Origin of the sequence: Aeromonas sp. D3, assembly GCF_027705025.1 — a bacterium.
Taxonomy (GTDB): domain Bacteria; phylum Pseudomonadota; class Gammaproteobacteria; order Enterobacterales; family Aeromonadaceae; genus Aeromonas; species Aeromonas salmonicida.
The window spans coordinates 1-24291 of the sequence record NZ_JAPDBE010000026.1; the positions used below are offsets into that span (position 1 = coordinate 1).

Annotated in this window: 23 protein-coding genes; 14 read left to right on the top strand and 9 right to left on the bottom strand. The window is 59.7% G+C overall.

Features of this window, described 5'->3' with window-relative positions; all coding sequences use genetic code 11:
- Positions 1-249: 249 nt before the first annotated feature.
- Positions 250-750, top strand: coding sequence for an NUDIX hydrolase (locus OKC28_RS14905; protein WP_059168347.1), 501 nt, complete (start codon positions 250-252; stop codon positions 748-750).
- A 62-nt stretch (positions 751-812) separates the two neighbouring features.
- Here the strand turns inward: OKC28_RS14905 and OKC28_RS14910 are convergent, their stop codons facing one another.
- Positions 813-2102: a HAMP domain-containing sensor histidine kinase gene (locus OKC28_RS14910; RefSeq protein WP_270690024.1), complete on the bottom strand. Its 1290-nt coding sequence runs from the start codon at positions 2100-2102 to the stop codon at positions 813-815.
- Positions 2099-2779 (bottom strand): response regulator transcription factor, encoded by a 681-nt coding sequence (locus OKC28_RS14915; RefSeq protein ID WP_234576069.1) that lies wholly within the window; start codon positions 2777-2779, stop codon positions 2099-2101. Before OKC28_RS14915 ends, OKC28_RS14910 begins: the two co-directional genes overlap by 4 nt.
- A 149-nt stretch (positions 2780-2928) precedes the next feature.
- Between OKC28_RS14915 and OKC28_RS14920 the strand changes: the two genes are divergently transcribed.
- The 4 genes from OKC28_RS14920 (at position 2929) to OKC28_RS14935 (ending at position 10831) form a co-directional block, all read left to right on the top strand.
- Entirely contained in the window at positions 2929-4083 is a 1155-nt protein-coding gene (locus tag OKC28_RS14920; RefSeq protein WP_270690026.1) for an efflux RND transporter periplasmic adaptor subunit, read from the top strand.
- 2 nt (positions 4084-4085) lie between these two features.
- Positions 4086-6035 (top strand): MacB family efflux pump subunit, encoded by a 1950-nt coding sequence (locus OKC28_RS14925; protein WP_442865760.1) that lies wholly within the window; start codon positions 4086-4088, stop codon positions 6033-6035.
- Positions 6036-6315: 280 nt separating this feature from the next.
- Positions 6316-8463: a prolyl oligopeptidase family serine peptidase gene (locus OKC28_RS14930; protein ID WP_270690028.1), complete on the top strand. Its 2148-nt coding sequence runs from the start codon at positions 6316-6318 to the stop codon at positions 8461-8463.
- Between the two features lie 214 nt (positions 8464-8677).
- On the top strand, positions 8678-10831 hold the full coding sequence (locus tag OKC28_RS14935) for an AsmA family protein (RefSeq protein WP_270690030.1): 2154 nt from the start codon (positions 8678-8680) through the stop codon (positions 10829-10831).
- Positions 10832-11090: 259 nt separating this feature from the next.
- Here OKC28_RS14935 and OKC28_RS14940 read toward each other — a convergent pair whose 3' ends face one another.
- On the bottom strand, positions 11091-11363 hold the full coding sequence (locus OKC28_RS14940) for a hypothetical protein (protein ID WP_270690032.1): 273 nt from the start codon (positions 11361-11363) through the stop codon (positions 11091-11093).
- Between the two features lie 219 nt (positions 11364-11582).
- Here OKC28_RS14940 and srlA point away from each other — a divergent pair, with 219 nt between their 5' ends.
- The 6 genes from srlA (at position 11583) to srlR (ending at position 15693) form a co-directional block, all read left to right on the top strand.
- Complete coding sequence (gene srlA / locus OKC28_RS14945) at positions 11583-12140, top strand: PTS glucitol/sorbitol transporter subunit IIC (RefSeq protein ID WP_005318636.1); 558 nt, start codon at positions 11583-11585, stop codon at positions 12138-12140.
- Between the two features lie 20 nt (positions 12141-12160).
- A complete protein-coding gene (gene srlE / locus OKC28_RS14950) occupies positions 12161-13150 on the top strand; it encodes a PTS glucitol/sorbitol transporter subunit IIB (RefSeq protein ID WP_099994345.1) in 990 nt (329 codons plus the stop codon).
- Positions 13151-13177: 27 nt separating this feature from the next.
- On the top strand, positions 13178-13540 hold the full coding sequence (locus OKC28_RS14955; protein ID WP_270690036.1) for a PTS glucitol/sorbitol transporter subunit IIA: 363 nt from the start codon (positions 13178-13180) through the stop codon (positions 13538-13540).
- Between the two features lie 81 nt (positions 13541-13621).
- Positions 13622-14401: a sorbitol-6-phosphate dehydrogenase gene (gene srlD / locus OKC28_RS14960; protein WP_270690038.1), complete on the top strand. Its 780-nt coding sequence runs from the start codon at positions 13622-13624 to the stop codon at positions 14399-14401.
- An 82-nt stretch (positions 14402-14483) separates the two neighbouring features.
- Complete coding sequence (locus OKC28_RS14965) at positions 14484-14840, top strand: transcriptional regulator GutM (protein ID WP_265452754.1); 357 nt, start codon at positions 14484-14486, stop codon at positions 14838-14840.
- An 88-nt stretch (positions 14841-14928) separates the two neighbouring features.
- Positions 14929-15693, top strand: coding sequence for a glucitol operon DNA-binding transcriptional repressor SrlR (srlR, locus tag OKC28_RS14970; RefSeq protein WP_034523807.1), 765 nt, complete (start codon positions 14929-14931; stop codon positions 15691-15693).
- Between the two features lie 234 nt (positions 15694-15927).
- On the opposite strand, the gene glnE is transcribed toward srlR, so the two are convergent.
- The 6 genes from glnE to OKC28_RS15000 all read right to left on the bottom strand — a co-directional run bounded on the left by glnE (position 15928) and on the right by OKC28_RS15000 (position 22921).
- Positions 15928-18810, bottom strand: coding sequence for a bifunctional [glutamate--ammonia ligase]-adenylyl-L-tyrosine phosphorylase/[glutamate--ammonia-ligase] adenylyltransferase (glnE, locus tag OKC28_RS14975; RefSeq protein WP_270690042.1), 2883 nt, complete (start codon positions 18808-18810; stop codon positions 15928-15930).
- 242 nt (positions 18811-19052) lie between these two features.
- Complete coding sequence (locus OKC28_RS14980; protein ID WP_270690044.1) at positions 19053-19499, bottom strand: GNAT family N-acetyltransferase; 447 nt, start codon at positions 19497-19499, stop codon at positions 19053-19055.
- A gap of 71 nt (positions 19500-19570) precedes the next feature.
- Positions 19571-20725 (bottom strand): chromate efflux transporter, encoded by a 1155-nt coding sequence (chrA, locus tag OKC28_RS14985; RefSeq protein WP_099994342.1) that lies wholly within the window; start codon positions 20723-20725, stop codon positions 19571-19573.
- A gap of 98 nt (positions 20726-20823) precedes the next feature.
- Positions 20824-21267: a nucleotide triphosphate diphosphatase NUDT15 gene (locus tag OKC28_RS14990; protein WP_099994341.1), complete on the bottom strand. Its 444-nt coding sequence runs from the start codon at positions 21265-21267 to the stop codon at positions 20824-20826.
- Positions 21268-21473: 206 nt separating this feature from the next.
- Positions 21474-22478: an NADP-dependent oxidoreductase gene (locus tag OKC28_RS14995; protein WP_265434329.1), complete on the bottom strand. Its 1005-nt coding sequence runs from the start codon at positions 22476-22478 to the stop codon at positions 21474-21476.
- The gene (locus OKC28_RS15000; protein ID WP_234593076.1) at positions 22478-22921 is read right to left on the bottom strand and encodes an organic hydroperoxide resistance protein; all 444 of its coding nucleotides are present in this window, start codon (positions 22919-22921) and stop codon (positions 22478-22480) included. The genes OKC28_RS14995 and OKC28_RS15000 overlap by 1 nt, the downstream gene beginning before the upstream one ends.
- A 143-nt stretch (positions 22922-23064) precedes the next feature.
- On the opposite strand from OKC28_RS15000, the gene OKC28_RS15005 reads away from it, so the two are divergent.
- The 3 genes from OKC28_RS15005 (at position 23065) to OKC28_RS15015 (ending at position 24216) form a co-directional block, all read left to right on the top strand.
- Positions 23065-23490 carry a MarR family winged helix-turn-helix transcriptional regulator gene (locus OKC28_RS15005; protein WP_005318661.1) on the top strand — a complete coding sequence of 142 codons (426 nt, stop codon included), beginning with the start codon at positions 23065-23067 and terminating at the stop codon, positions 23488-23490.
- A 34-nt stretch (positions 23491-23524) separates the two neighbouring features.
- The gene (locus OKC28_RS15010) at positions 23525-23752 is read left to right on the top strand and encodes a hypothetical protein (RefSeq protein ID WP_270690053.1); all 228 of its coding nucleotides are present in this window, start codon (positions 23525-23527) and stop codon (positions 23750-23752) included.
- A 146-nt stretch (positions 23753-23898) separates the two neighbouring features.
- A complete protein-coding gene (locus OKC28_RS15015) occupies positions 23899-24216 on the top strand; it encodes a hypothetical protein (RefSeq protein WP_270690055.1) in 318 nt (105 codons plus the stop codon).
- Positions 24217-24291 lie beyond the last annotated feature (75 nt).

Below are 24291 nucleotides of genomic sequence, written 5' to 3' on the forward strand. Positions count from 1 at the left end.
TGTCCGTTTCACACCTTGTCCCATCGGGCTCTCCATTTATGTGGGGGAAAGGTGTAAACCATATTCAGGACGGGACATTTGCATCACAGCCAAGCTCCAACACAACAAGGCTTTCCCGTTTGGGAGGGCCTTTTGTATTTCGACTACGGGGTCGTCTAGTACCTGCTGAGCAGTGGACTCTATACTGGCTGATTTGAAGAGGCTTTGCGGCATACAATGCACTTTGGTTTCAAATGGGAGGTGGCCTCTATGTTTTGCCCGCGCTGTGGTATCGAATCGCTGCAAAAGCGCAGCGAGAAAGAGTTTGCCTGTGGTTGTGGTTTCCACTATTTCCAGAATGTGGCGTCGGCCGTGATGGTGGCGCTTTGCTGGCAGGATGAAGTGCTGGTTGCGGTGCGAGGGCGGGAGCCTGGCAAAGGACTGCTGGATCTGCCCGGTGGTTTCGTCGATCCTGGTGAGTCGCTGGAGGCCGCATTGGTCAGGGAGCTGAAAGAGGAACTGGGGCTGGATCTGGGGAGAGAGGCGCCTCGCTATCTCAGCTCCTTTGCCAACGTCTACCCCTATGACGATGTTGTCTATCACACCTGCGATACCGTCTTCATGCTGGAGCTGGCACACAAACCTGCTGTCGTTGCGGCCGATGATGTGGCCGCTTGTGAGTGGCGCAAGCTGGCCGGGATTTCGCCCGCCGAGTTTGCCTTTTGCTCCACCGCTGCTGCCATCACCCAACTGCAACGCTTGCGGGGGTAAGCAGCTGATCCACTGTCCCAGGAGCCGCGAACTGGGGCGGCGAGAATGCTGAGGATGAATGGCTAGCCCGGCAGGGATAGGGTGACTATCAAACCGCCGTTATCGCCGTTTCTGGCCTCGACCCGGCCGCCCTGTGCCTGAATGGCTTTACGAGTGATGGCGAGTCCCAACCCATAGCCCTTGCCTGCAGAAGGGGACCCGATCCGCACGAAGGGATCGAACATGCTGGAGAGCTTGGTTTCGTCCACCCCCATGCCTTGATCCGCCACCTCGATGGAGAACTCTCCCCCTTGCCTGTGCAGGGTCAGGGTGATGGATTGACCAGGGTGAGAGAAGCGCAGGGCATTGCGTACCACATTGTCGAGCGCGCGGCGGATAAGCTCAGCCTGACCGCAGATGGTGTGGTCCACCGCCTCATTCACCAGTTGCCTAATCTCGACACCCATGTGCTGCGCCTCGTAGCGGGCATCGCTCACCACTGCCTCAACCAGGGCTTGCAGATCGTAATACTCCTCACAGTCCCGTTCACCGTGGCTGGCACGGGTGAGGGTGAGCAGTTCGCCGATCATCTTGTCCATGCGATGGGTTTCGAGCTGGATCCGCGCCAGGGATCCCTCGATCCTGGCCGGATCCTGCTGGGCCAGACCGATAGCCAGTTGCAGGCGTGCGAGGGGAGATCGCAGCTCGTGGGAGACGTCGTGCAGCAGCTGTTCACGGCTCTCGGCCAGCAGTTGCAACCGCTCGGCCATGGCATCAAAGTCACGGGCCGCCTCGCTGATCTCGTCGTGGCGTCGTCGCATCAGAGGATAGAGACGCACGCCCAGATCACCCTGGGCGAGACGCTCGAATCCCTGCCGAAACTGGTTCATGGGGCGGGTCAGATGCCAGGCGAGCAGGGCGCTGAAGAAGAGACCGCCGAGGCCGCCTATCCACCACATGGGCGGCGGCATGTTGAGCCAGTCGTTGCGTCGCGGCGGCGGTGCCAGTTGTTGCTGCAGACCGGACGTGTCGTAACCAAGCCAGTAACGCTGGCCATCGGCTCCTTTGACAGTGCGGGTAAGCAGATGAGGGAAAGGGGATTGGGCGGCTTCACTCTGCTGGATATGCAGAAGCGGGCGTTCCTCGGCGGGCCAGCTGGTCGTCAGGGTATTCAGGGCGGCGGGCCCCTTTTCTTGCAGCAGGGTCGCCGCCGAGTTCAGTTGCCGCCCGGCCAGCTGCCGGGCCATTCTCTCCTCTGGCGGTCCTTCATGGCTGTAGAGACTGAAAGCGACCCATAGCAGCTGGCTCATCATTATGATGGTGAACCAGAAGCCGAACAGTATCTTCCAGAACAGGTGGCCCTTGAGGATCATGTCAGCCGGTATCCTATGCTGCGCACCGTCTCTATGCCGATGGCCTCACCCGCCAGCGCCTGCAGCTTCTGGCGGATATTGCAGATGTGCACGTCGACGCTGCGATCATAGGGCTCGCGCGGGCGGCCCAGTCCGTGCAGGGATAGCTCATCCTTGCTGACTACCCGCTCTGGCGCCCGCAGCAGCAGTTCCAGCAGATTGAATTCCGTGGCGGTCAGCTCCAGTGGCTCGCCTTGCCAGTGACACTGGCGAGTGGCGGGGGAGAGGGTCAGTTCCGCCAGACGCAAACCGTCACCCTTGCCAGCTGGCGCCGGTGCAGGTTCGACTCGTCGCAGCACGGCCCTCAGCCTGGCGACCAGCTCTCTGGGGTAACAAGGCTTGGGCACATAGTCGTCGGCCCCCATCTCCAGTCCGATCACCCTGTCGATGTTGTCCCCCTTGGCGGTGAGCATGATGACGGGGATCTTGTTGTCGTGGCGGATCTGGCGCAGCACCTCGCTGCCGTTGATATCGGGCAGCATGATATCGAGCACCACGGCCACATAGTTGCCGGAGAGAGCGTGTTGCACACCGCTCTTGCCGGTCAGCACATGGGTGGTGACAAAGCCTTCGCCGCCCAGGTATTCACTCAGCATGGTGCCAAGCTCCAGGTCATCGTCCACCAACAGGATCTTCATTGCTCTTCTCCCTCTCGAGTCGGCGCCATTTTCCCGTGTCTGCATGCGGCTGGCAGCTGCTTTTACGCAATCCTTACACTGCCCTGCAGGAGGCTTAACCGGGCATTGGGGTACATTGCGCTGGCTTGTTTCATCAAAGGATATCCCCGATGACCCGTACCCGTCTGTTCGTTGTCCGTCTGCTGCTGCCAGCCCTCTTGCTGATTGCGGTGGGCTGGTTTTTCAGCGCGACCGGTGCGGCGCCGGTGGCCTCCTATATCACAGCCACCGCCGAGCGGCGCGATCTGGAGCAGAGCGTGCTGGCTGACGGTACCCTGCAGGCCCAGAAGCTGGTGAGTGTGGGGGCGCAGGTCTCCGGCCAGATTAAGGTCTTGCACATTGCGCTCGGGGATCAGGTGAAGCAGGGCGATCTGCTGGTCGAGATCGACGATCTCACCCAGCAGAACGCCCTCAAGGATGCCGAGGCCGCCCTCGACAATGTGCAGGCCCAGCTGGCCTCGCGTCGGGCGACCCTGCGCAACAATGGGCTGGTGTTCGATCGTCAGCGCAAGGTGCTGGCTCGGGGGCTTGGTAGCCAGGCCGACTATGACAGCGCAGAGGCGACACTTATTGCCACTCGCGCCGATATCCGGGCGCTGACCGCGCAGGCGGTGCAGGCCCGCATCGCCGTAGATACCGCCAGAGTCAATCTGGGCTATACCCGCATCGTCGCCCCCATGGCGGGCACCATAGTGGCCATTCCGGTGGAGCAGGGACAGACGGTCAATGCGGTGCAGAGTACCCCGACCATCGTCAAGGTGGCGCGGCTCGACACCATGACGGTGGAGGCCCAGATCTCGGAGGCGGACGTGATCAGGGTGAGCACGGGCCTGCCCATCTACTTCACCATACTGGGGGCACCCGAGCATCGTTACGAGGCCAGGTTGCGCGCCATCGAGCCCGCGCCGGACTCCATCAATGATGACACCAGCAGTTCGACCACCACAGCCGTCTATTACAACGGCCTGTTCGAGGTGAGCAATCCGGAAGGCGCCCTGCGCATCGGCATGACGGCTCAGGTACACCTGGTGCTGGCGACCGAGCGCAATGCGCTGGTGATCCCGGCCATCGCCCTGAGCGGTGACAGGGTGCAGGTTGTGGATGGTGCGGGCAAGCTGCAGTGGCGGCAGGTGAAAGTGGGCCTCAACAACAAGGTGGATGCCCAGATCCTGAGCGGCCTCGAGGCGGGGGAATCCGTGGTGGTGAGCCAGTTGGCGGCCCAGAACCAGCAGAGCGGGCGCATGGGCCCGCCCATGGGGATGTGATCATGACCCAGCCACTGCTGCAACTGAGCGGGATCCAGCGTCACTTCGGCGAGGGGGATCAGCGGGTACAGGTGCTCAAGGGGATTGACCTGACCATAGAGAGGGGGGAGATGGTGGCCATCGTCGGTGCCTCCGGCTCCGGCAAGTCGACCCTGCTCAATATTCTGGGCTGCCTCGACCAGCCGAGCGACGGTCATTACCGGGTTGCCGGTCAGGAGACGAGCAAGCTTGCCGGGGATCAACTGGCGGCGCTGCGCCGCGAGCATTTCGGTTTCATCTTTCAGCGCTACCACCTGCTGGGGGATCTCAGTGCCCGCGACAATGTGGCGTTGCCAGCCATTTATGCCGGTCTGGCTGCCGGTGAGCGGCAGGCCGGGGCAGAGACGCTGCTGCGCAGGTTGGGGCTGGGTACGCGGCTCGACTACAAGCCGAGCCAGCTCTCCGGTGGCCAGCAGCAGCGGGTCAGCATAGCCCGTGCCCTCATCAACGGTGGTCAGGTGATACTGGCAGATGAACCGACTGGCGCGCTCGACAGCCACAGTGGCACAGAGGTGCTCGGCATACTGCATGCCTTGCATGAGCAGGGTCACACCCTGGTGATAGTGACCCATGACATGAGCATTGCCGAGCAGGCCGAGCGCATCATAGAGCTCAAGGACGGGGAAGTGATAGCCGATCGCCGCCGCGTGCCGGCATCTGACCCCCAACCTTTCCAGGATAAACCCCGGCCTGGCCGCTCTGCATGGGGTGGCGAGCTGGACAGGTTTGCCTCTGCCTTCAGGATGGCGCTGCGGGCCATGCAGGCCCAGCGGATGCGCACCTTCCTCACCATGCTCGGCATCATCATAGGTATCGCCTCCGTGGTTTCCGTGGTGGCGCTGGGGCGCGGCTCCCAGCAACAGGTGCTGGCCAACATCAATGCCATGGGCACCAGCACACTGGAGATCTTTCCCGGCAGCGGCTTTGGGGATAAGCGGGCCGAGGCGATACAGACCTTGCGGACCGAGGATGCCGATGCCCTGGCCGGGCTCGATTATGTTCACAGCGTGACCCCCAGTCTGGCGACCAGCACCACGCTGCGCCGGGGCAGTCAGGCTGTCTCCGGCACGGTAAACGGGGTGGGGGATCAGTTCTTTCAGGTGCGCGGCTATCGGGTGTTGCAGGGCATGTTGTTCGATGCCGGTAGCGTGGCCAGTCTGGCGCAAGAGGTGGTGATAGACGCGAACAGCCGGGATCGACTGTTCGATGCGGGGGAATCACCCCTCGGGCAGGTGATCCTGCTGGGCAAGCTGCCGTGCCGGGTGATCGGTGTGGTGGCCCGTAATCAGAGCGGCTTTGGCAGCGACGAGAACCTCAATGTCTGGATCCCTCACACCACGGCCATGAAGCGGATGCTGGGTCAAAGCTATCTGCGCAGCATCAGCGTGCGGGTGCAGGATGAGGTTTCCCTGGCCGCCGCCGAGGATGGTCTCAGCCGGCTGCTGCGCCAGCGCCATGGCAGCCAGGATTTCTTCGTGCTCAACACCGACAGCATCCGTCAGGCCATCACCAGCACCACTGCCACCATGACGCTGCTGGTCGCCATGATAGCGCTCATCTCCCTGGTGGTAGGCGGCATAGGGGTGATGAACATCATGCTGGTGTCGGTGACGGAGCGTACTCGCGAGATAGGTGTGCGGATGGCGGTAGGCGCCAGGGCCAGCGACATCATGCAGCAGTTTCTGATCGAGGCTGTGCTGGTCTGCCTGCTGGGGGGCGCCGCCGGAGTGCTGCTCTCCCTGCTGGTCGGCGTCTTATTCGAGCACTTCAGCAGCCAGTTTGCCATGCGTTACTCCGCAAGCACCGTGCTGGCTGCCTTCTTCTGCTCGAGCCTGATCGGTGTGCTGTTCGGTTTTTTCCCGGCTCGCCGGGCGGCGAGGATGGATCCCATCCATGCACTTGAGCGGGAGTAACCAGACTTTCGGCGCCTTTGTGCGCCAACTCATTCGCATCCTGGGGCGGGAGCTCATCCCTCTTCAACCTCCGGGTGCGGATTGGCCTGACGGCATGGACTGCCAGTCTGGCAAGCCTGAACTGTGTCATTGACGTGACACGCCCTGCTCTGCGCAGGTTTTTCAACCGGGCCCCGTGCCCGGTTTTTTTACGCCTTCCTTTACCGTATTGAGGGGGATGCGATGGACGCGGCTCTTTGTTAACCTGCCTGTTTCACCCGAACCGCAGGGAGCTGCATCGATGCGATCCATTGTCAGCCTGCTGGCTTTGTCACTGCTGTGTGCTTGCAGCAGCCACTCAACCCGAGAGGATGTCATGTCAGGGAAAGAGCGCCTTCACTACCCCGTCACCCGCCAGAGCGATCAGGTGGATCACTACTTCGGTCACGCCGTGGTCGACCCCTATCGCTGGCTGGAAGACGACCGCAGCGCGGAGACCGAGGCCTGGGTCAAGGCCCAGAACAGTGTCACCCGGGATTATCTGGCACGCATTCCGTTTCGCGATGCCATCAAGGACAAACTGGCCGCCTCCTGGAACTACGCCAAGGAGGGGGCACCGTTTCGCGAGGGGCGCTACCACTACTTCTTCAAGAACGATGGCCTGCAAAACCAGCATGTCTTGTGGCGCCAGCAGGCGGGCAAACCCGCCGAGGTGTTCCTCGATCCCAACCGCTTGAGCACCGATGGCACCACGGCGCTGGATCAGCTGAGTTTCTCCCGGGACGGCCGCATCCTGGCCTATTCCTTGTCCCTGGCCGGCAGCGACTGGCGCGAGATCCACCTGATGGACGTGGAGAGCAAACAGCCCCTTGAGGCCCCCCTCAAGGACGTGAAGTTCAGCGGCATCAGCTGGCTGGGCAACGAGGGCTTCTTCTACTCCAGCTACGACAAACCCGATGGCAGCGAGCTGTCGGCCAGTACGGATCAGCACAAGCTCTACTTCCACCGTCTCGGCACGGCGCAGCAAGACGACCGCCTGGTGTTCGGTGCCATCCCGGCCCAGCAGCACCGCTACGTGGGGGCAACCGTGACCGAAGATGATCGCTACCTGCTCATCTCGGCGGCGGACTCCACCTCCGGCAACCGCCTCTATGTGAAGGACCTGAGCAAGGAGAACGCGCCGCTGCTGACGGTGCAGGGGGATCTGGATGCGGACGTGAGCTTGGTGGACAACAAGGGCAGCACGCTTTACTTGCTGACCAATCGGGATGCCCCCAACCGCCGGCTGGTGACGGTGGATGCGGGCAACCCCGGCCCCGCCCGCTGGCGTGACCTTATCCCCGAGCGCCAGCAGGTGCTGACGGTGCACAGCGGCAGCGGCTATCTGTTTGCCGAATACATGGTGGATGCCACCGCCCGGGTCGAGCAGTTCGACCATGACGGCACACGGATTCGCGAGGTGGCGCTGCCGGGGCTCGGCAGCGTCAGCGGCTTCAACGGCAAGCAGGATAATCCCGCGCTCTACTTCGGTTTCGAGAACTATGCCCAGCCCCCCACCCTCTACCGGTTCGAGCCAAAGAGCGGGGCCATCAGCCTTTATCGCGCCTCGGCGGCCCCCTTCAAGCCCGAGGAGTATGTCTCAGAGCAGCGCTTCTACCAGAGCAAGGATGGCACCCGGGTGCCGCTCATCATCAGCTACCGCAAGGGGCTGAAACTCGATGGCAGCAATCCCACCATCCTCTATGGCTATGGCGGTTTTGACGTGAGCCTGACCCCGAGCTTCAGCGTGGCGGTCGCCAACTGGCTGGATCTGGGAGGCGTCTATGCGGTGGCCAACCTGCGGGGCGGCGGCGAGTACGGTCAGGCCTGGCACCTGGCGGGCACCAGGATGAACAAGCAGAACGTGTTCGACGACTTTATCGCGGCTGCCGAATACCTGAAGGCCGAAGGCTATACCTCCAGCGACAGGCTGGCTGTGCGAGGTGGTTCCAACGGCGGTCTGCTGGTGGGGACCGTCATGACCCAGCGGCCGGATCTGATGCGTGTTGCCTTGCCTGCGGTGGGGGTGCTCGACATGCTGCGCTATCACACCTTTACCGCCGGGGCTGGCTGGGCCTACGACTACGGTACCAGCGCCGACAGCGAGGCCATGTTCGACTACCTGAAGGGCTACTCGCCGCTGCACAATGTGCGGGCCGGTGTCAGCTACCCCTCTACCATGGTGACCACGGCGGATCACGACGACCGTGTGGTGCCAGCCCACTCCTTCAAGTTTGCCGCCACCTTGCAGGCCGACAACGCTGGGCCCAACCCCCAGCTCATTCGCATCGAGACCAATGCCGGGCATGGAGCAGGCACGCCGGTGGCCAAGCTGATCGAGCAGAGCGCGGACATCTACGCCTTCACCTTGTATGAGATGGGCTACCGGCAGTTGCCGCGTCGACCCTGACCCATGCGAGATGGGCTACTGGCCGTTGCCGACCAGATCATGACATAAGGGCCCTGTTGGGCCCTTTTCTTGTGGCCGGTGAGCGACTCACGCCTTGTGCTCCCGTGTCGCGACCATCCCTGTCTCGCCATTCTCCCGTTTTGGGTGGAGGGGGCCATCTGCCCCGTCCCCGGTGGTATAGTCAGCCACAGGATCAGCATTCAAGGAGTCCATCGTGAAGAAGATCATTTACATCTTGCTGGGGCTGGCATTGGCCGCCCTGGTAGTCATCACAGCCCTGGTCAAGCTGATTGACCCCAATGAGTTCAAGCCACAACTGGTGGAGCAGGTACGCAAGAGCACAGGCCGCGAGTTGGTGATGGAGGGGGATATCGGCTGGCGTTTCTGGCCGAGTCTGGGTCTCTCCCTCGAGCGGGTGGCGCTTCGCAACCCGGCTGGTTTTGCCGAGCCGGATCTGGTGCGCTTCGAGCGGGGGGATGCCTCGGTCGCCGTGTTGCCCCTGCTCTCCCATCGACTGGACATTGGCGAGGTGACCCTGACCGGTGCCCATCTGTTTATCCAGACCCGGGCTGATGGCAGCTCAAACTTGAACGGTCTCATCAAGACGCCTGAGGCGGCAAAGGACAGCGAGCCCGCGCCAGGTGGCCAGAGCCAGCCCCCTGCGAGCAATGGCCAGACCTGGCAAATCACTTTGCAGGGGGTGGTGCTGGAGCAGGCAAGTGCTCTGGTGCAGGACGATCGCAACGGCACTCTCTCCAGGCTCGATCAGCTCGATCTCGCTCTCGGCCAGCTGACGCCGGGTCAGTGGGTGCCGGTGACCCTGGCCGCCAAGGGGGCGCAAGGCAAGCTTGCCTTCGATATCAAGGGGGAAGGAGAGGTCAAGCTGGCACAGGATGCGCAGGCCAGCGAGCTGAAAAACCTGAGTCTGAGCGGCAGCCTCAGCCAGCCGCAACAGCGGCTGGATAGCTTCTCGGTCAAGGTCGATCGGCTGGCACTGGGAGAGTGGAGCAGCCTCACCCTGAACCTGCAAGGCGCCCAGCTGGAAGGTGACCAACCGACTCTGGCCGGCTCGCTGGAGGGAACCCTCAAGGCGCGAGTAGACAAGGGTTTGCAACTGGTCGAAGTCTCGGATGCGAAGCTGGCGGCCAATCTGCAAGGTAAAGCACTGCCACGCCCGCAGATGAACCTCAAACTGGCAGGGTTTGCCCGCGCCGAGCTGGATCAGCAGAAGATCACCCTGAGCAAGCTGGTGATGAGCGCCGACGATGCCCTGCTCCGTGGTGAAGGGACGGTGCGACTCGGTGCCGTGCCCAAGATTGAATTTGATCTCAAGGGCGACAAGCTGGATCTCGACAGCTGGCTCGGCGAACCGGCAACGGTCAAGGCAGCCGCTCCGGCGCAGCCCGCTGCGGCTAAAGCGGATGATAAAGGCACAGTGCCCGCCAAGGCTGCCAAGGGGCTCTCGACGGTAGAACCGGACCTGAGCGCGCTCAAGGCATTCGATCTTGCAGGGCGCTTGCAGCTTGATAGCCTGCGGTTGAAGGGGCTGGACTTGAGCACCGTCGATCTGCAACTTGCCCTGGCCGGTAGCCAGCTCACCCTCAAGCAATTCAGTGCCGGTGTGGCCGGTGGTCAGGTGACCGCCGAGGGTTCAATAGATGCGCGTCAGCAACCAGCCCGTTATCAGGTACACAAACGGGTGCAAGGGGTGAATGTGCGCCCGCTGCTGCAAACCCTGGCCCAGAGCGATCTGCTGGAAGGCAAGGGGGATCTCGAGGTGCAGGTGCAGGGCACTGGACTGTCTGAGCAGGCGCTGCGCGACAAGATGCAGGGCAAGGTGAGCCTCAAGTTGAGCGATGGTGCCCTGCATGGCATCAACCTGGCCGAGATGATCCGCGAGGCGCGAGCCACTCTGACCGGCAAGGGGACAGATCAGGTCAAGGAGGCACGCAAGACCGACTTCAGCGCCCTCACCGCCAGCTTCCAGTTGGCGAACGGCGTGGCGCGCAGCGACGATATCCAGCTGTTCGCCCCGGCACTGCGAGTGCGGGGCCAGGGTCAGACGGCATTGGTGCCCCAAACCCTCGATTTTCTGTTCCTCACCTCCATAGTGGAGAGCAGCAAAGGCCAGGGGGGCAAGGGGGTGGATGAGCTGAAGGACATCACAATACCGGTACGCATCGGCGGCCACTGGCAGGCCCCTACCTATCGGCTGGATGTGAAAGAGTTGCTCACCAACAACAAGGTGCTGGAGGAGAAGGCCCGCAAGGAGGCCGAGCGCGGTCTCAAGAAGCTGTTGGGTGACAAGGCTGACAACGACGCTGTCAAAGGGGTGGCCGATCAGCTGCTCAAGGGGCTGTTCAAGTAGCAACTCCTTTCTTTTGTTGTCATTCAGAGCCCGCCCCGTGCGGGCTCTTTGCTGTCTGCCATGGTAGAAACGGGTCGCTGTCGGTTCGTTGGCTAGACCGAGTAATACCTCAATTTCCCTGTCGCAGCTCCTTTGCAGCACCATCACCCATACGTTGCTGACAGAAGACTTCTATCAGCAACTCACTCTCTAAAGGCATAAAAGACCTTGTGTTTTATCCGCGGCTTTTGAGGTAGCTCATTTTACGCCTTCGTCGTTTTCAAAGTGAATGAGCCGGGTGATTGTGCCCGATACCCGAGTTAACGACATCAGCCGTGGTGCTTTCATCGATACAGGGTTTACAGGCTTCACTGCTCAGCTTGAAGCCCAATAAGTGCGCCCGTTTTTCAGTGAATTGCCATGTAGATGAACGATGGGAGAGAGCTTTGGTTTTCAATGTGAAAAAGCCGATAGATGTAAAATCGCTGCTGTAACGATTCAGCTTGTTGTGTTTTACAATTTTTGAGATTGTCAGCCTTGGCTTGCTCGCCACAGGTGGCATCGTTAGCGAAACTCAAGGGTAAAAACGGAAAAAGTGCTACTGAAATCACACATTGAAAATCATTTTGTGAAAATCGTCTTTCATTGTGAAAGTATTAGGTTGCTGGGGCCGCACGCTATCAAGGAAGCAGCCAAACCCCCGTCACACAGCTGAAGTCATCCACATTCTGTGTGCCCTTATCAACCACTGGAGTTACTTGAGGACTACACCATGGATATCATTATTCATGCAGCGGAATGGTTCATTGGACTGTTCCATAAAGGAGGTGAGGTATTTGTCGGCATGATGACTGGCATTCTTCCCTTGCTCATATCCCTGATGATCGCAATGAATGCCTTGATTGCATTCATTGGTCAGGAGCGGGTGGAGCGCTTGGCCGCAAAAAGCGCTGGCAATCCCATTTCCAGATATTTGATACTGCCGGTCATTGGCACATTTGTTTTTATGAACCCGATGACCCTCAGTTTGGGACGCTTTCTGCCTGAACGATATAAACCATCTTATTATGCAGCAGCCTCCTACAGTTGCCATTCAATGAATGGTCTATTTCCTCATGTTAATCCTGGTGAGCTGTTCGTTTATCTGGGTATCGCAAGTGGGCTGACTCAGCTTGGTTTGCCATTGGCACCTTTGGCCATGAGTTATTTATTGGTTGGCATGATAAGTAATTTTTTCCGCGGCTGGGTAACAGATTTGACGACGGCATTTGTTGAGCGTCAGCAAGGGATTTATCTTAGTGGCGAAGTCAATATTAAAGTCACTGCTTAAGTTCACTCAGGAGTTTCATCATGGATAATGTACTCTATATAACAAAAGGCGCTTCGGGTTGGGGTGGTCCACTGATTGTGCCGATCAAGCCTGGCAATAAAATCCTGTATATCACGGCAGGTACCCGCCCCGATATTGTTGACAGAATGGTAGAGTTGTCCGGCATGGAGGCAGTGGATGGCTTCAAGTCTTCTGTGCCCGAGGAAGAGATCGCAGTCGTCATCATCGACTGTGGTGGTACGCTGCGGTGTGGTCTCTATCCTAAAAAGAAAATTCCTACTGTGAATATTCATTCCACCGGTAAAAGCGGGCCAATGGCACAGTTTATCGTTGAGGATATTTATGTTTCCGGAGTCACGCCTGATAATATCAGGTTGCAAAATGCCAGCGGGGATGTGTCTACAGAGGCAGCCCCACAGACCTTGGTTCAGAATGCAGACAAACCTCAATACGACAGTAGCAAAAAACTGAGTGAGCAAAGTGACAGCTTGCTTGCAAAAATAGGGATTGGCATGGGCGGGGTCATGGCAACCTTCTTTCAGGCTGGTCGGGAAACCATCAACACTGTCATCAACTCCATTATTCCCTTCATGGCATTTGTATCAATGTTGATTGGGGTAATACTGGCTTCTGGAATCGGTGATGTGATAGCGCATGCACTTATTCCGCTAGCTCAGAATCCGGTTGGTCTAATCATACTGGCACTTATTTGCTCTTTTCCGTTCCTCTCTCCCTTTCTTGGGCCAGGGGCCGTTATTGCACAAGTCATTGGTGTCTTGGTAGGAACCCAGATCGGTTTGGGTAACATACCGCCTCATCTGGCATTGCCCGCTCTGTTTGCTATCAACGCCCAGGCAGCTTGCGACTTCATACCGGTTGGGTTGAGCCTGGCAGAGGCAAAACCAGACACGGTACAGGTAGGTGTCCCATCGGTACTTTATTCCCGTTTTCTAACGGGAGCACCTACGGTTGCTTTTGCCTGGTTTATTTCATTTTTCATTTATCAGTAATCACGCTTGTAGAGAAGGACACAGACAATGCTCTATCGGACGCAAGTAACTCAGATTGGGAAATTCGCAACAGAATCACTCAATGAAAATATGATGATTATCTTCAATGACAATGCACCAAAGGATGTCGCTGACTATTGCTTCATTCATCCAGATGCCGAGTTGAATGGTGAGATTCTGGTAGGTGGAAAATTTTTATTAGGTGCAATCAGCTATCCCATTACGGCGGTTGGCTGTGTAGTAAGCCACAACCTTGATGCATTGGGTCATATTACCATTCGATTTGATGGCGCTTCAGAAGCTGAATATCCGGGGACTGTCCATGTCAATGGCACATGCCCAAAGGCTCTGGAGATTGGCACAGAAATCATATTTACATCGAATCACTGAAAACTCACACCCCCTCTACACATTATTGAGTTTGGTCGCTCTGATGTAGAGGAGGGTGAGATACAACCTTGGGAGAATAACATGTCTAAAGTAGCGCTGATAGTTGGTAGCGGTAAAAGCCTGGGCGCTTTTCTGGCCAAAGGGTTGGCTGATGATGGCTACCGTGTGGTCGTCGCCGATCTGGATGGCGATGCTGCCCGGAAAACAGCGGATGAAGTGGCTCATGATCATGGTGCAGAAAATGTCATGTCGATTCAGGCCAATGCCATTCAGGAAGAAGATGTCATCCGCATGGTAAACGCCATTGATGAGCGCTTCGGTCGTATCGATCTGCTGGTATACAATGCGGGAACGGCTACCGCCGCCAAGATCGACAGCTTTCCTCTCGCTGATTGGCATCGCTCACTGGATATCAACCTGACGGGTTATTTCCTTTGTGCAAAAGAAGTTGCGCGGATCATGATACGGGAGTCTCACGGTGGTCGTATCATCCAGATAAACTCCAAATCTGGCAAAGTGGGTTCCAAGCATAACTCGGCTTATTCAGCTGCAAAGTTTGGTGGTATAGGGCTGACGCAATCTCTGGCTCTGGATCTGGCAGAGCACAACATCACAGTGCATTCACTGATGTTGGGAAATTTGCTCAAGAGTCCCATGTTCCAATCGCTAAAACCCCAGTATGCGGTAAAGCTCGGCATTCCAGAGGATCAAGTGGAACAGGCTTATATCGACAAAGTTCCCCTCAAACGTGGCTGTGACTTTCAAGATGTACTCAATGTGTTGAAATTCTATGCCAGCGACAATGCTTCTTACTGTACTGGCCAGTCCATCAATATTACTGGTGGTCAGGTCATGTTTTAAGTCCATCATGGCTTGTCACCAGATATTTCGGCAGTGCATGAGGCACTGCCGTTTCACTTTGTTTTCGTCAGTGAGGTAACTAATGGATACGGTAAATGCCTTGATTTTTGTTGCATTGACTGCATGGGTTTTGCAAATGGTCTTGGGATTTTTCCAATTAAAATCTTTCAACCGTATGTTGCAGGAGCTGAGCCGAAAGGGAGTGGTCAGGATAGGCCGAACAGCTTCCCGTTGGCGGCCACGCACCCTGGTGGTACTCGTCCATGATGCAGAAGGCGTGATCCTTGATGCTCGCCTGATGAAAGGGATCAGCACCTTTACACGCCCCAAGCCACTAACCGCGTTGTTGCACGCCAGTTTGCCCCTGAGTGAGCAGGATGTGACTGGGTTATCTCCCTCCATCCGGGAGGCGATAGCGTGCGCTTTATCAACTAAGTGACGTTTTTCCTGTACATTTGTTTTCATTTTGAAAAAATGGAGGTAGATTCCTGAACTGGTCAGACTTTTAATCACTGTGAGAATCCTGAATGTCTATAGAAACTCGACGCGATATGCTGGTTCGTTATCTACGTGAAAATGGCAGAACGTCAGTGAAGGAGCTGGCTGACTATTTCAACATCACAGGAGCCACAGTTCGTAGCGATCTTCGCTTTCTGGAGCAGGCACAGCTGGTGATGAGGCGGTATGGCGGGGCGGAGGCATTCAATGGTGCCGCTCTGGAAGACCGTACCATGGACGAGAAAACCACGCTCAATTTGAACATCAAGCAGCGTATCGGGGCCAAGGCTGCCAGCCTTGTGCAAAATGGTGAGTCCATCGTGCTCGACAGTGGCAGTACCACCTTGCAGATGGTGCCCTGGCTGGCTGAACATGTCGGACTCAAGCTGATGACCAACAGCCTGCACATCATGAATGAAGCGGCAGCCCTTGAGAGCTCCCTGACATTGCTGATGCCAGGCGGCACCTATCGCAAACGCTCCGCTTCCTTTCATGGCAAGTCGGCCGAGCAGGCTTTTCGGGACTTCACCTTCGACAAACTCTTTATCGGTGCCGATGGTTTTGATGTTGAACAGGGGATCACCACCTTCAACGAGGCATATCAGGTGAGTCAGGCCATGTGCCAGTCAGCGAAAAAGATCATAGTGGTGACCGACTCCTGCAAATTTGGCCAGCGAACCCCCAACGTGGTCGTGCCGATCGACAAGATAGACATCATCATTACCGACCCCGGGATTAGTGATGCGGACCGTCAGGCACTGGAACGACAGGGTATCGAGATCTTGCTGGTTTGACGCCCGATCCAGGGCAATGGCCTCCAGAATATGCCTGAGAGGCAGGTATAGGCTCTCAGGGACGGAATCATGATTCCGTCTATTGGCCTGTGTGCGCTTCTGAAGAGATACCGCTTATGCTGCCGACTTTTATCGAGCTGGCCGCAGGGCGATAGGGCCAGATGCCACCGACCATCCCGGAAAGTACAAGGGGCGCTGAAGCGCCCCTTTTCATTGCTCCGGCCAAGCCTTGCGTCACTCCCCCAACAGCAGTTGCCAGACCGCCAGCACATGGCCTCGCTCGGTCAGCAACTGGTCGTCCCCCACCTTGCGGGAGATCTCCGAGAGATTGAGGCGATGGCCGAGGTTGCGGATCTCCAGATAGGCGTGTTTCAGCCCTTCCGCCTGCTCCAGGGTGAGCACTCCCGCCATCACGCACTCATCAAAGATACGCACGTTATCGGACCAGCGGGTCAGGGCCTCGGGTTCGCCGTTGGCGTGAGCCAGCACCAAATACTGGGCGATGAACTCGATATCCACCATGCCGCCGGGGGATTGCTTGAGATCGAACTCCCCCTCGCCGGCCTTGAGCAGGTGATCCCGCATCTTGTGGCGCATCTCGCGCACCTCTTTTGCGAGGATGGCGAGGTCTCGCTCCTTGGCCAGCACGGCGCGGCGGATCCTCCCAAACTCGGCGATGACGGTCTCATCGCCGTAGATGGGGCGGGCCCGCACCAGCGCCTGATGCTCCCAGGTCCAGGCCTCGCTGCGCTGATACTGCTCATAGGCGGTCAGCGACGAGACCAGCAGGCCCGAGTCGCCTGAGGGACGCAGTCGCATGTCGATGTCATAGAGGATGCCTGACGGAGTGCGGGTGCTGAACAAGTGCAGGATCCGCTGGGCGAGGCGCAGGTAGAACTGGCGGCTGTCGATGGGTTTGCGGCCGTCGGTATAGCTGTTGGGATCGCCGCCGTGCAGGAACACCAGATCGAGATCCGAGCCGTAGCCGAGCTCGATACCGCCCAGCTTGCCATAGGCCACCACGGCGAAACCGCGCTGGCCGGTCACAGTCACTTCGGGCGGCACCCCGTAGCGTTCGCTCATCTGGGTCCAGGCCTGATTGACCACCTCTTCGGTGATTGCCTCCGCCAGCCAGGTGAGGTGGTCGCTCACCTTCATCAGCGGCAGAGCGCCGGCGATGTCGGCCGCCACTATGCGCAAGAGCTGCACCTGCTTGAACTGGCGCAGCGCCTCCATCTGCTGCTCGACGTCCTCTTCGGGGATGCGCAGCAGGAACTGGCGCAGCTGGGGCTTGTACTGATCCAGCGGGGTCGGGTGGTAGAGGTGCTGGGGATCCAGCAGCTCATCCAGCAGTATGGGGTAGCGGGCCAGCTGCTCGCTCACCAGATGGCTGGCATCGCACAGCCGCACCAGCTGGCGCAGGGCGGCGGGGTTCTCCGCCAGCAGCTGCAGATAGGCGCTGCGGGTGAAGATGCGGGTCAGCAGCTCGCACACTCGCTCGAACAGGCGGGCAGGCTCACGGCTTGCCACCACCAGTCGCAGCAACTCAGGCATCAGCCAGTCCAGGGCGATGCGCCCCTGCGGGCCCACCTGGCGGCGCTTGTACTCCTCCTTGAAGCGCAGCAGGGCGGTGCAGAGCGGAACCGGATCCTGGACGCCCTGAGCGACGAGCAATGTCTCCAGCTCGGCAGCATCGAGCTCGGTGCGCCAGAGATCGAGCCAGAGTTGTTCCAGATGGGCGGGGGCCTCTTTCTCTTCGCCTACCACGGCGGCGAACTCCTGATGAACGGCGGCCATCTCCTCATCCAGATGGGCCATAAAGGCGCCCCAGTCCGTAAAACCCAGGGCGGTGAGCAGCCGCAACCGATCCCGCTCCTCGGTGGGCAGGGTCTGGGTCTGCTGATCGCCGATTTCCTGCAGAATGTTCTCGACCCGGCGCAGGAAGCGGTACGCCACCAGCAAGCGGTCGCAATGCTCTGCCTCGAGGGCGCCGCACTGGGCGATGGCGGCCAGCGCCTCGGGCAGGTGGCGCACCCGCAGCGCAGGCTCGCGACCGCCGCGAATAAGCTGCAGCGCCTGGGCGATAAACTCCACCTCGCGAATGCCGCCAGCCCCCAGCTTGATGTTGCCCTCCAGCCCTTTGCGGCGCACCTCGGCGGCGATCATCGCCTTCATCTGGCGCAGGCCGTCGATGACGCCGAAATCGATGTAGCGGCGAAACACGAAGGGGCGCAACATTTCGGCCAGCGCGACTGCGTGTTGGCACTGGGGGCCCAGCACCCGCGCCTTGACCATGGCGTAGCGCTCCCAGTTACGGCCGTGGTGCTGGTAATAATCCTCCATGGCGGCAAAGGAGATGGCGAGCGGGCCCGCATCGCCGAAGGGGCGCAGCCGCATGTCGACCCGGAATACCTGACCATCCTGGGTGGGCTGGTGGAGGGCATTGATCAGCCGCTGCCCCAGCTTGATGAAGAAGGGCTGGTTAGCGAGTTCGCGCCGTCCGCCGACCGTGTAGCCGTTCTCGGGGAAGGTGAAGATAAGATCGATATCCGAAGAAAAATTCAGCTCGCCGCCGCCGAGCTTGCCCATACCGAGGATCAGCAGCGGCTGCGGGTTGCCATCCCCGTCCATGGGGGTGCCCAGCTCGTTGCACTGCCTCTCGTAGAGCCAGTCGCGGGCGGAGCAAATCAGGGCATCCGCCAGCTTGGTGAGATGGATAAAGCTCTCTTCCACCGCCGAGTGCCCCAACAGCTCGCGCCAGGCGATCACCAGCATGCGGCTGCGGCGGAACTGGCGCAGGGTGCGCTTGAGCGCCTCTTCATCATCCACCTCGGCGAGCAGAGCGGTCAGATCGCGCTGATAGGCGGGCCAGCGTTCTGACCGCTCAAGATCCCCCGAGGCGAGGATCTGCGTCACCAGTTCGGGCTGCTTGATGAGCGAATCGGAGACAAAATCGGAGAGGCCAAGCAGGGTCAGCAGGGTCTGGCGAATCGCCTCGGGCAAGGCGCCATAATCGGGCGCCAGCTCGATCAGCCGTTGCCACTGGCGCTCGGCCTGATCCTGCAGCAAGGGCGGAAGAGAGGAGGGGAGGGAGAGAGAAGCAAAATGCTGGGCCACGGTTGCCGTCCTTGTGGTTAACGGGTCTGCAGAGTGAATGAAAATCCTGGCAGCCAATCTAGCACTGTCGCGCGGCTCGTCACAGTACGACAGAGGTCAATTAGACCAGGGGGGTCAGTGACCTGCCCCAAGGACAATCAAGTCGAGGACACCCTCATCAGGCACTGTCACGCCCCTGCGTCACAGCGCAGGGGCGTGCTGCATGAACCGGCGAGTGCCACGGGCCACCTGCGTGGCAGAGCTCAAGATCGCAGATAAATCTCGGGATCGTACTTTTCCATCAGGCTGGCAGGTTTGCGCGGCGGCTCGAAGCCAAAACCGGCATAGAGACCGTGGGCATCGGAGGTAGCGAGGGAGAGGCGGCGCAGTCCCTGCAATTGCGGGTGAGCCAGGATGGCCGCCACCAGCGCCTTGCTGTGGCCCCGGCCGCGATGGGCGGGCAGCACGAATACATCCGCCAGATAGCCGAAGGTGGCCCTGTCCGTGATGACCCGTGCGAAGGCCACCTGCTGGCCTGCCACGTAGCCACCGAAACAGAGGGAGTGGTTGATGGCTCTCTGTACCGTTGCCTGTGGAATGCCGAGGCACCAGTAGGCCTCCTCGGACAAAAATCGGTGGATCAGCGGCACGTCTAGCCGCCCCTTGTCATCGCTTATCTCCAGTTGGGAGTGATTTTGTGGCTGCTGCATCCTGGCTCCTTGCCGTCATATGAATAAGAAAGGCCCCTGACGGGGCCTTCCAGTTTACTCAAATCGCGGCATCAGGCCAGCAGCATGGCGGCGCCAACCAGCAGTCCCGCAAGGGCCAGAATGGGCAGCTTCAAGACGCGTAACAGATAGAAGCCGATGGCGGTGAGTGCGAGATCGCTCGGGGTCTGCACGGCGCCCAGCCATACCGGCTGGTAGAGGGCGGCCAGCAGCAGCCCCACCACGGCGGCGTTGATCCCTGTCACTGCACCTGCCAGCCGGGGGCGGGCCAGCCAGCTCTGCCAGCTTGGCCCCAGGGCCCACAGCAGCAGAAAGCCCGGCAGGAACAGCGCCAGGGTTGCCAGCAGGGCGCCAAGCAGTGGTGTCGCTGGCAGCAACTGGGCACCAAGGTAGCTTGCCAGCGTGAACATGGGGCCGGGCACCAGCTGGGCCAGACTGTAGCCGGTCAGGAACTGTTGTTGAGTGAGGGTATGGCCCACGCTCTCTTGCAACAGGGGCAGCACCACGTGGCCGCCACCGAATACCAGGCTGCCCGCCTGATAGAAATCGGCGACAAGGCGGCTGACGGAGCCGTGAGCCAGCAGTGGCAGGCCGATAAACAGCAGCGCAAACAGGATCAAGGCAGGCCAGTGGGGCGGGTGGGCGATAGGGGGGTGAGGCTGCGATGAGAGCGGCGTTGCCGGTTGCTGCGCACTGAACCGGGCACAGAGCAGGGCGGCGCCGAGCAAGAGGCCTAGCTGGGTCAAGAGCCCGGGTTGCCACCAGAGTACTGCGGCGGTGGCCACCATGACGCCTTGTTGCAACTGTGTCTTGCAGAACTGGCGGCTCATGGTGAGCACCGCATCCGCCACCACCACCAGTGCCAACAGCTTGAGGCCGTGCAGGGCGGCTTCCAGCCATACATTGGCGGTCAGCTGTCCCAGACCGATGGCGGCGGCCAGCAACAGCAGGAACGAGGGCAGGGTAAAGCCGACAAAGGCGGCCAGGGCCCCCGTCAGGCCGGCCCTGTGGCGCCCGATGGCAAAGCCGAGCTGGCTGGAAGCGGGGCCCGGCAGCAATTGGCACAGGGCCAGCAGCTGGGCAAACTCGGCCTGACTCAGCCAGCCCAGCCGCTCGACGAAGGTGCGCTGGAAATAGCCGATATGGGCGGCGGGCCCACCGAAGCTGACACAGCCCAGCCATAGAAATTGAATGAATACCTGCCCCATGTCGTCACTCCCTTGTTGTCCTTGTCGAGCCGGTTGGGATGATATGACAAAGCGGTGACTTTTTTATGACAAATCAGGGGGCTGATGGCAGGCAATGGTCACTCTGTCGGCTGGCCTGGTTGTGGCAGATAGCAACGACCGGCCAGCCAGCAGGCTATCGATTGGCGACTGGCATCGAAGTGAGGCTCTGGCAGATCGCGGGGATCACACCATACCCAGCCCTCGCATTTTTCCGGCTCCAGCAGTTGCGGCTCGCCTTCCACCCGGGCCAGCAGGGTGACGGAGATGTAGTGCAACCCGCTCTCGCGCCAGGTCTCCAGGTTGTTGGTGACGGCGATGACGCTGGGCGCCGTGATGACGAAGCCGGTCTCCTCCGCCACTTCCCTGATCGCCGCTGACTCGAAGCTCTCCCCCAGTTCCAGATGGCCGCCTGCGATGGACCAGTAGGGGGCATGGCTGCCCTTGCGCTTGCCAAGCAGCACCTGGCCCTGACTGTTGGTGAGGATAACGCCGACACCGACGCGGGGGTAGAGAGTGGACATATGCGAGGCTCCTTGCTGTGGTTATGTGGGGCAAACGAGTTGGTCAGGATAACACTGTCATCGACCACCGACGCGGGGGTAGAGAGCGGACATATGCGAGGCTCCTTGCTGAAACGGCGGATTGCACCATAAAAAAACGGGCCCACCTTAGGTCGGTTGGGCCCGTCATGCAAGTTGCTTGCTCTGTGATGGTCCAGTCCGGCGACTTAGTCCAGCTTGACCAGCATCTTGCCAGTATTGCGTCCTTCGAACAGACCGATGAAGGCCTGCGGCATGCTGGCCAGCCCCTGATAGATGGTTTCCTCGGCTTGCAGTGCACCGGCCTCGAATGCCGGGATCACCTCGGCCAGAAACTCGTCGTAGTGCTGCCAGTGTTCAAACACGATAAGCCCCTGCATGGTGAGGCGTTTGCGGATCACCTGAGAGAGGTTGCGCGGGCCGCTCGCCTCGCCCTTGCTGTTGTACTGCTCAATGAGTCCACACAGCACTATGCGACCGTGTACCGCCATGTTGTTGAGGGCTGCATCCAGCATGGCGCCGCCCACGTTCTCGAAGTAGACGTTGATGCCTTCCGGGGCGAGTCGCGTCAGCTCGGCGTCGAGATCCGGGGTTTCACGGTAGTTGATCACCTCGTCAGCCCCCAGCGTCTTGAGGTAGGCGACCTTGTCGGCCGAGCCTGTGGAGCCGATCACTCTGGCCCCCGCCCGCTTGGCGAGTTGCACCACCATGGATCCGACCGCGCCGGAGGCCGCCGACACCAGCACGGTTTCGCCGGCTTGCAGCTTGGCGATGCGGTTGAGCCCGACCCAGGCGGTCATGCCCGGCATGCCGAGGGCTCCCAAGAATAACTGGGCTGGCAGTGTTGTGTCGGGCAGGCGAGTCAGCTGATCGGCCTTGGCGACCAGTCTATCGCGCCAGCCCAGCATGCTGCTCACCCGATCACCAACAGCAAAGTCGGGATGGCGCGAGTCCTGCACAGTGCCGATGGCACCGCCATCGAGCGCACTTTGCAGGGCAAAGGGCGGTACATAGCTCTTGGCCTCTGTCATGCGACCGCGCATGTAGGGGTCCACTGACAGCCATTGGTTGGCGATCAGCACTTCCCCTTCCTGTAACTCGGGCAGCGCGACCTCGGCCTGGATGAAATCGTTCTGACTGGGCATACCGACCGGGCGGCGCAGCAGCTGGATTTGATGACTGAGCAGACTCATTATTTTTCCTCCAGTTCGATATCGTTTAGCCGCAGGTGGGTGACGACATTGCCCCGCATGGCATTTGAGAAGGGGCAGGTCTGGTGGGCCAGCCGCACTAGCTGCTCGGCCTGCGCCGTCTGTTCAGGCTGCGCTGCGGCGAGCGCCACGTCCAGCGTGATGGCAAAGTTGAAGCGGCCATCGGCCAGTGCCAGCAACTCGACGCTGGCCGTGACCGGCGCGCTGGTGATGGGCGTGCCGAGTTTCTGGGCCACGTGGATCAGGGCGTTGGAGAAACAGGCGGCGTAGCCAGCGGCCAGCAGTTGTTCCGGATTGTTGCCCTTGCCGTTGCCGCCGAGGGCGGTTGGCAGGGCCAGTGCCAGTTGCAGGCTGTTGTCCAGAGTGTGAACTTCGCCGTTGCGGCCCGCCTGGGCGATGGCCTGTGTGCGATAGAGTGTCTTCATGTCGGGTGCTCTGATTTGTTTTGTGTGCAAAGTAAAATCAGACTAGTCCTGAAAGCGAAGGTTGGCAACTGTTTTGTGTGCAAATCATTTTTTCCTCCACCTTGCTGGGGTATACTGGCCCCACTTGCCAACGAGGTGCCCCCATGAGTGAATTGAAAAAGCAGGTCTGTTTTGCCCTCTACAGCGCCTCCAACGCCGTGATGCGCGCCTATCGGCCGCTGCTGGACAAATTGGACCTGACCTATACCCAGTATCTGGTGATGTTGTCGCTGTGGGCGCGGGATGAGGTCAGCCTCAAGGAGATTGGTCAGGAGACTGGGCTGGATGCGGGCACTCTGACCCCCATCGTCAAGCGGCTGGAGAGCAAGGGTTGGCTGACCCGCACCGTCTCCAGCGAGGACGAGCGGCAAAAATGCATCTGCCTGACCGAAGCGGGGCGCCAGCTGCAACGGGAGGTCAAAGCGTGTTGCCTGGCAGACAACTTGCGCAATCAGGTGGATCTGGCCGATGCTGAACTGGCCCAGCTCAAGCAGCTCTGCGATCGCATTTCGGCGCAGCTGGGGCGCTGAGTTCGGCCGACCCATACAGCTGAGGATCCACCCCATGAAAATCCTGTTGCCCCTGTTTGCCCTGCTGCTGACCGCCTGCAGCACAGGTCCTCGCTCTCCTTCGATGGCGATCGATGATGCCGATGCCTGGCAGGCCATCTGCAAGGATGGCACCCGGGTACGTGCCGTGATCGAAGAGGGGATCTGCGCAGATCATAGAGGCGTTGCCATGTGGACGAATAAGCCAAGAGCGGCCCGGATGGCAGAGGAAGCCGCCAAATAGTGTGATCTCGGCGCCATAAAATGACACAACCGGCCCATTGGCCGGTTTTTTTTCGCGATCTCGCCTGCACTTTGCCACCTTGTTCATGGTGTGCTCACGCTTCTCTTCCCATACTGGCTCCACAGTTCCAAAAGAGGAGAGACAAGATGCAAACATCTTTGGTCGGGCTCTCCATTCTGTGGGGGCTAGCCAGTTTTGGTGTTCAGGGGGATTTCATCGAGAGCCGTGATTCCGTTGCGCCTTCCTGGCAAGCCGAGTCCAGAGTGGAGATGGAAGGTTATCTGATAGAGTCGCTGGGGGAAGATCGCTGGCTGTTCGACAATGGCAGCGAGAGTCTGCTGGTCTCCCTGCCCGAGGGGCAGTGGATATCGACCGGTGAGCGATTGCGGGTGAGCGGTGAGCCCCAGCAGGAGCAGGCTGGTTGGCTGCTGCAGGTGCAGGATGTCAGCCAGGTCGCGGTCTGATCAGACTCAGTATCAGGGCATTGAGTCGCGACATGAGCGAGTGCCAATAGATAGCAATCAATAAAGAGAGGAGGC

Excerpts from the sequence above, each read along its gene's own strand:
- OKC28_RS14990 (WP_099994341.1), bottom strand. The coding sequence starts at position 21,267 with ATGTCCACTCTCTACCCCCGCGTCGGTGTCGGCGTTATCCTCACCAAC.
- srlD (WP_270690038.1), top strand. The coding sequence starts at position 13,622 with ATGTCTAAAGTAGCGCTGATAGTTGGTAGCGGTAAAAGCCTGGGCGCT.
- srlE (WP_099994345.1), top strand. The coding sequence starts at position 12,161 with ATGGATAATGTACTCTATATAACAAAAGGCGCTTCGGGTTGGGGTGGT.
- OKC28_RS14955 (WP_270690036.1), top strand. The coding sequence starts at position 13,178 with ATGCTCTATCGGACGCAAGTAACTCAGATTGGGAAATTCGCAACAGAA.
- OKC28_RS14930 (WP_270690028.1), top strand. The coding sequence starts at position 6,316 with ATGCGATCCATTGTCAGCCTGCTGGCTTTGTCACTGCTGTGTGCTTGC.
- OKC28_RS14995 (WP_265434329.1), bottom strand. The coding sequence starts at position 22,478 with ATGAGTCTGCTCAGTCATCAAATCCAGCTGCTGCGCCGCCCGGTCGGT.
- OKC28_RS14910 (WP_270690024.1), bottom strand. The coding sequence starts at position 2,102 with ATGATCCTCAAGGGCCACCTGTTCTGGAAGATACTGTTCGGCTTCTGG.
- OKC28_RS14905 (WP_059168347.1), top strand. The coding sequence starts at position 250 with ATGTTTTGCCCGCGCTGTGGTATCGAATCGCTGCAAAAGCGCAGCGAG.
- OKC28_RS15005 (WP_005318661.1), top strand. The coding sequence starts at position 23,065 with ATGAGTGAATTGAAAAAGCAGGTCTGTTTTGCCCTCTACAGCGCCTCC.
- srlA (WP_005318636.1), top strand. The coding sequence starts at position 11,583 with ATGGATATCATTATTCATGCAGCGGAATGGTTCATTGGACTGTTCCAT.
- srlR (WP_034523807.1), top strand. The coding sequence starts at position 14,929 with ATGTCTATAGAAACTCGACGCGATATGCTGGTTCGTTATCTACGTGAA.
- OKC28_RS14915 (WP_234576069.1), bottom strand. The coding sequence starts at position 2,779 with ATGAAGATCCTGTTGGTGGACGATGACCTGGAGCTTGGCACCATGCTG.
- OKC28_RS15015 (WP_270690055.1), top strand. The coding sequence starts at position 23,899 with ATGCAAACATCTTTGGTCGGGCTCTCCATTCTGTGGGGGCTAGCCAGT.
- OKC28_RS14925 (WP_442865760.1), top strand. The coding sequence starts at position 4,086 with ATGACCCAGCCACTGCTGCAACTGAGCGGGATCCAGCGTCACTTCGGC.
- OKC28_RS14920 (WP_270690026.1), top strand. The coding sequence starts at position 2,929 with ATGACCCGTACCCGTCTGTTCGTTGTCCGTCTGCTGCTGCCAGCCCTC.
- OKC28_RS15010 (WP_270690053.1), top strand. The coding sequence starts at position 23,525 with ATGAAAATCCTGTTGCCCCTGTTTGCCCTGCTGCTGACCGCCTGCAGC.
- OKC28_RS14965 (WP_265452754.1), top strand. The coding sequence starts at position 14,484 with ATGGATACGGTAAATGCCTTGATTTTTGTTGCATTGACTGCATGGGTT.
- OKC28_RS14980 (WP_270690044.1), bottom strand. The coding sequence starts at position 19,499 with ATGCAGCAGCCACAAAATCACTCCCAACTGGAGATAAGCGATGACAAG.
- chrA (WP_099994342.1), bottom strand. The coding sequence starts at position 20,725 with ATGGGGCAGGTATTCATTCAATTTCTATGGCTGGGCTGTGTCAGCTTC.
- OKC28_RS15000 (WP_234593076.1), bottom strand. The coding sequence starts at position 22,921 with ATGAAGACACTCTATCGCACACAGGCCATCGCCCAGGCGGGCCGCAAC.